Source organism: Flavobacterium limi, from assembly GCF_010645075.1.
Taxonomy (GTDB): domain Bacteria; phylum Bacteroidota; class Bacteroidia; order Flavobacteriales; family Flavobacteriaceae; genus Flavobacterium; species Flavobacterium limi.
The window spans coordinates 337,318-343,742 of the sequence record NZ_JAADZV010000007.1 but is presented as its reverse complement, the minus strand read 5'-3'; the positions used below and the strand labels follow the sequence as shown (position 1 = coordinate 343,742).

The following is a 6,425-nucleotide window of genomic DNA, read 5'->3' as shown; positions in this document are numbered from 1 at the left end:
CCAAAAAAGTGATTTTTAAATAAACCAGAAATAATAAGATTAAAAATCCGATAGCGTAAGTTATCGGATTTTTTTGTTTAAAATCCCTAAATGTGGGTATTGTAACGGGTTAAGTATAATTATAAATTGCATGTAAATTCTTATTAATAATGTAATTCAAAAATAACTTTAACTTAAATTCTTATTTTGAAATCAAAACTACAACCTTTCGTCATAATTGTTTTTTGTTTTTTAACCTTTCATAATAATGCCCAGCAGGGAAAATTAGATTCAACCTTTAATACTTATGATGATGGTCATAATGGTGATGGTTTCAATAATGCAGTTAGAACTTTATCGATGCAAGCGGACGGTAACTTAATTGTTGGGGGAGATTTTTTAAGTTTTAATGGAAAACCACTTTCATATTTGACCCGCTTGAAAACAGATGGAACCCTAGACGGAGATTTTGATATAGGTTTGGGTTTTAATGGAAAAATATATTCTTCTTATATTCAGTCAGACGGCAAGATTATTATTGGAGGTAATTTTACCAGTTATAATGGTGTAGACACAGGGAGGCTGATTCGCATAAATAGTGATGGTTCACATGATATTACTTTCAATACTTCATTAGCCGCAGGTACAGGGATAGTTAATCAAATTGCGCAGCAATCAGACGGGAAAGTAATAATTGTTGGAAGTTTTACAAAGTATAATAGTAATACGGTAAACAGGATTGCCAGAATTTTGCCTGATGGAAATTTAGATAGCAGTTTTTTGACAGGTTCCGGAGCTCCTTCAAATATAAATTGTGTTCAAATTCAACCAGATGGAAAAATTGTTGTAGCCGGTAGTTTTATAAAATTTAACGGTGTAGATGTAAATCGAATAATTCGTTTAAATCCTGACGGAAGTTTAGATACGGCTTTTAACATTGGGACTGCTTTTAATGAAGAAATTCATGCAATGGTTTTACAGGCAGACGGCAAAATAATATTAGGTGGTGAATTTACAGATTATAATGGAATTGCCGCAAATAAGATTATTAGGTTAAATTCAGATGGAACAAGAGATTCGGGGTTTTCATCAGGAACAGGTTTGAGTAATGGTACTGTATATGTGATAAAATTAGATGCATTTGGTAATATTCTGGCAGGTGGTTCATTTACCGATCAGTATAATGGTGCTGATGTAAACAGGCTAATACTTTTAAATGGTGATGGTACAATAAAAACAGACTTTGATATGGGCGGAGGTCCCGGTTCTGCATCAGTATATAGTTTAGAAAATTCAGCTGATGGCGGCTGGTATATTGGTGGCTCATTTTCAGTTTTCGACTCCTTAAATCAGGGAAAACTAGCTAAGATTGATCCGAATGGAGTTCATGATATAAGTTATCTCTCGGCAGGAGTTGGGTTTGATAATTCTGTTTTCAAAGTATTGCCCGTGTCTGATAACAAAACTATGGTTTTTGGTAATTTCTCAAAGTTTAACGGAGTTTCATGTTCAAAAATTGCCCGTATTTTGCCTGATGGAGATTTGGATAGTACCTTTAATTCAGCTGAGACAGGAGCAAATAACACTATAAAAACGGCAGCACAGCAATTAGACGGTAAAATGATTATTGGTGGAAGTTTTACCACTTATAACAATGCAGTTTGTAATCGCGTTGCCCGTATTTTGCCTGATGGAGGATTAGACTACAGTTTTGTTTCCGGAAGCGGTTTCAATGGCCAGGTCTTTTCAATAGCCATTCAATCAGATCAAAAGATACTGGCAGCGGGTAATTTTACGAAATATAATGGTGTTACGTTTGGTCGTGTAGTAAGACTTATGCCTGACGGTACAATTGATGGAGGTTTTCATGTTACTACAGGAGCCAACGGAATAATTGATGCAATACTAGTTCAGCCAGATGGAAAAATCGTCTTAGGCGGACGATTTGATACATTCAACGGGTTAGGATATTCCGGATTAATACGTTTAAATCCTGACGGCACTATAGACAGTAGTTTTTCTGTGGGTATTGGGTTTGATAAAAACGTATATGCACTTGATTTACAATCTGACGGAAAAATCATTGTGGGCGGCTCTTTTTTGAATTATAATGGAGTTTCTAAAAAACGAATTTTACGACTTAATTTAAACGGGACATTAGATACGACTTTTAACTCCGGAACTGGTTTTAGTAATGGCGATGTTCGAAGTATTTTGGTGCAGGCCGATAACAGGATTTTGGTCGGAGGAGCATTTTCTGGAAATTATAATGGTACAGCTTCTTTACGTTTATTGCGTTTGACTTCAAATGGCATTTTTGATCCCTCATTTTCGACAAGTTTAAACAGTACTTTGTACACCATGGAATTTACGGTTGACCATAAACTGATTGTTGGTGGTAATTTTAACTCGGTTTCAGGAGTTGCCAAACACAGGATTGCACGTTTGAAATTATGTACTAATAGCTCAAAGTGGGACGGTACAAATTGGTCAAATGGATTTCCGTCAGAAGGAAAAGAATTAATTTTTGAAGAAGATTATTTGTTTTCCGCTTCAGCGAATGCATGTAACTGTAGTATTAACTCCGGGAAGACAGTAACAATTTCAGGCGGAAAAACTTTAGGATTGAGTTTTAATTATTCAGGATCCGGAATTTTGATTTTAGAAGACACTGCGTCTTTGTACCAATCAGATGATGAGATGGTCAATACAGGGATTATGCATCTTAAACGCAAAACTACTCCTATTCGAAAATTCGATTATACCTATTGGTCATCTCCGGTTGAAAATCAAAATCTGATAGATGTTTCACCAACGACTTTATCAGACAAGTTTTTTTCTTTTGACCCCGAAGTAAATTATTGGCAAGAGGAAATTTCATCTACAAACATGAGGTTAGGAAAAGGGTACATCATTCGCGGACCACAGAATTTTTCAGTTTCAATACCTGAAAAATATGAGGCAGTTTTTAAGGGAATCCCTAATAACGGAAAAATAAAAACTACTATTGGCGGTGCAGATAGTTTCAATTTAATAGGCAATCCATATCCTTCAGCTCTTGATGCAGATGTTTTTTTAACAGATAATATGGGTGTTATTAAAGGGACACTTTATTTCTGGACTCACAATACACCACTGGCATATAATAAGTATACTTCAGAAGATTATGCAGTTTATACACTATTAGGAGGTGTAGGAACAAGAGCTTCCCTGGCTTCTGGTGAAAATAAAAGTTTACCAGACGGAAAAATTGCTTCAGCACAATCTTTTTTTGTTCAGAGTTTAACTGCTGAAGAAGTGAAGTTTGATGATAGTATGAGAATCATAGAACAGAATTCGTCTTTCTTTAAACCGTCCAAGTCAACAGAAAAAAAGAAGATAGTACAAAAAAACAGAATATGGCTTAATCTTACCAATGAACAAAATGCATTTAAACAGCTTTTAATTGGTTATGTTGAAGGAGCAACAAACGATTACGATATACCTTTTGACGGCGAATCGTTCAATGGAAATAAGTATGTTGACTTTTATAGTTTTAACGAAGAAAAAAACTGGGCCATACAAGGCCGGGAATTTCCTTTTAAAGACTCAGATGAAGTTTTACTGGGATACAAAACAGAAATCGATGGAAATTTTGCAATAAGTATAGACCATTTAGATGAAAGTTTTAGAAGTCAATCCATATATCTTGAAGATAGAGACAAAATGATTTTACATGATTTAAAAAAAGAGTCTTATGTTTTTTCAACTGAAAAGGGAACTTTCAATAATCGTTTTGTTTTAAAATATGATAATAAAACGCTTCATCATACTGTTGATGATTTTTTGGAGAATAAAAAAGAAGTTATCATTTATCAAAAGAAAGAACATCTTGTTATTGAATCGAAAGATTCAGCCATTCAAAAAGTTCAGGTTTTTGATATGGCTGGGAAATTGATTTTAGAGCAAAATACCAATCAAAATTCAATAATAATTTCTAATCTAAAACAAAAAAACAAAGTCCTGATTTTAAAAATTAAAACGGAAAATGCTTTGGAAACTAAGAAAATACTCTATTAGCCTTAGTCTCATTCAGTAAATTTTCATGTGTATTTAGTATTGCCTTTTCATTTTTATAATCAATCCATTTTTGACCTTTGAATTTTCTCATCATAATATCAAAATGCCTCATAATAAAAACATTATAAGCTGCTTTAGATAAGTTTGCGATGTTTTTGGGAAAAGAGCGTAGACTCATCGAAAAACCAGGTGTCAAGTACTTCATATAATGCCAATAACCTTCTGGCATATATAACATTTCACCATGTTTGAGGTTTGTGATATAGCCTTCGGCATTCTTCAACGCTGGGAATTTTTCGTAATCAGGATTATCAAAATCAATGTCTTCTCTTGAAATTAAGGCATGCGGAACTTTATACATATATTTTGACTGATCGGGTGGAAAAATCATACATTGTTTTTCTCCATGAAAATGAAAATGCAGGATATTCGAATAATCAATATCAAAGTGCATAAATACCTTGGAATTCTCTCCCCCAAAAAAAAGCATTGGCATTTGTTTGACTAATTTTAGGCCAATATCAGGCCACAAGAAATCATTTTTCAGAGAAGGGACATCTTTCATTAAGTTGTAAAGAAAAATGCGATAATTAGTAGGTTTTTCTTCAAGCAGATCGATATAATTACTCATTTTCATTGTAGTATGAGCTTCGTTAAATCCATCTTCGTGGTTTACTGGCCTGTCATCGTATAAAGGCACAGTTTTCTCTCCCGCTATTTCTTTAATATAGGATAATTTCCATTTATGATAAGCTGGCCAGTCTTCGGTCAGTTCTTCAATTACAACGGGAATCTGATTTTTTACATATCGGGAAATAAAATCGGCTTTTGAGATCTTTTTTACCCTTTCTATTTGCTTTAAATTCATGTCTTTATAAAAATTGCGTCTGACATTTAGCCAGACAGCAATTTAGAAATAGTATAGTGTATCAATTAACTCAATCGCTTAAATTTTTGACTTAATCGAAATTTAATGATTTATTAAACTAAAATAAAATTCCCTGCTTAAAGTCGCTACAGCTCTTCAGTTTGCTCTCTGTTTCTTTCATTCAGTTTTGGATTTCCTATATCATATTTAAAACCAATTTTGAAAAATGCTATTAGAGAATTTAAGAATAAACTAAGAGAACCATCTCAGATGAATAAAATAAAAAAATGCTTTTGACTCCAAATTTGTCAAAAGCATTTTATATTTTTAGGCTTAGTTAAATGTTAAACTTTTAATTTTCCTGAAGCTTCAACATTTCTTTCGATAGTATGTCCTGGTCTTGACCATTTTGGTTTTTCGCCTAATGGTGCAAATTGAGAGTCTGCAGCTTCTACAGTTTGTGGCTGAGATACTTTTGTAAAAGGTTTTTGCGGAATCAATCCCAGCATTTCAAACATTTTCATGTCTTCGTTTACATCCGGATTTGGCGTGGTAAGTAATTTATCTCCTGCAAAAATAGAATTGGCTCCTGCAAAGAAGCACATTGCCTGACCTTCACGGCTCATATTGGTTCTTCCTGCAGATAAACGTACCTGCGTTTCAGGCATTACGATTCGGGTTGTGGCTACCATACGAATCATCTCCCAGATTTCAACCGGTTTTTCATCTTCCATCGGAGTTCCTTCAACAGCAACCAATGCATTAATTGGTACAGATTCAGGCTGTGGATTTAAAGTAGAAAGTGCAACCAGCATTCCGGCTCTGTCTTCAATACTTTCCCCCATTCCGATAATTCCACCGCTGCAAACCGTTACATTGGTTTTACGGACATTTTCGATAGTTTCTAAACGATCTTCAAAAGCACGTGTTGAAATAACATCTTTATAATAATCTTCCGAAGTATCTAAGTTATGGTTGTAAGCATATAAACCAGCTTCTGCCAGACGTTGTGCCTGATTTTCCGTAATCATGCCCAAAGTACAGCAAACTTCCATATCGAGTTTGTTGATGGTACGAACCATTTCTAAAACCTGATCGAATTCTTCACCGTCTTTTACGTTTCTCCAGGCAGCCCCCATGCAGACACGCGATGATCCGCTGGATTTGGCACGCAATGCCTGAGCTTTTACCTGGCTTACGCTCATCAAATCATTTCCTTCAACTCCTGTGTTGTAACGTGCAGCCTGTGGACAGTAACCGCAATCTTCCGGACAGCCTCCGGTTTTAATAGAAAGTAAAGTAGATACCTGAACTACATTCGGATCGTGTTTTTGTCTGTGAATTGTTGCTGCTTCATACAGCAAATCCATCATTGGTTTATTATATATGGCGATTATTTCGTCTTTTGTCCAGTTGTGTTTTGTAATGCTCATTGATACATTGTTTTTGAAGCTTCAAAAGTAGTTAAATTGTTCTAATCAACCAATGCTGATTTCTCTAAATGAATATTTGGCAGTTA

3 protein-coding genes are annotated in these 6,425 nt (G+C 34.7%); 1 reads left to right on the top strand and 2 read right to left on the bottom strand.

Annotated features, from left to right (window positions below; translation table 11 throughout):
- Positions 1-186 precede the first annotated feature (186 nt).
- Complete coding sequence (locus GXM16_RS16140; protein WP_163395512.1) at positions 187-4,038, top strand: T9SS type A sorting domain-containing protein; 3,852 nt, start codon at positions 187-189, stop codon at positions 4,036-4,038.
- Here GXM16_RS16140 and GXM16_RS16135 read toward each other — a convergent pair.
- Both GXM16_RS16135 and bioB read right to left on the bottom strand, forming a co-directional pair.
- On the bottom strand, positions 4,019-4,906 hold the full coding sequence (locus GXM16_RS16135) for a cupin-like domain-containing protein (protein ID WP_163395511.1): 888 nt from the start codon (positions 4,904-4,906) through the stop codon (positions 4,019-4,021). The two genes, GXM16_RS16140 and GXM16_RS16135, sit on opposite strands and share 20 nt — an antisense overlap.
- A gap of 344 nt (positions 4,907-5,250) precedes the next feature.
- The gene (gene bioB / locus GXM16_RS16130; RefSeq protein WP_163395510.1) at positions 5,251-6,339 is read right to left on the bottom strand and encodes a biotin synthase BioB; all 1,089 of its coding nucleotides are present in this window, start codon (positions 6,337-6,339) and stop codon (positions 5,251-5,253) included.
- Positions 6,340-6,425: the final 86 nt, after the last annotated feature.

Bases quoted from the DNA above. Each gene is read 5' to 3' on its own strand.
- GXM16_RS16135 (WP_163395511.1), bottom strand. From the start codon at position 4,906: ATGAATTTAAAGCAAATAGAAAGGGTAAAAAAGATCTCAAAAGCCGAT.
- bioB (WP_163395510.1), bottom strand. From the start codon at position 6,339: ATGAGCATTACAAAACACAACTGGACAAAAGACGAAATAATCGCCATA.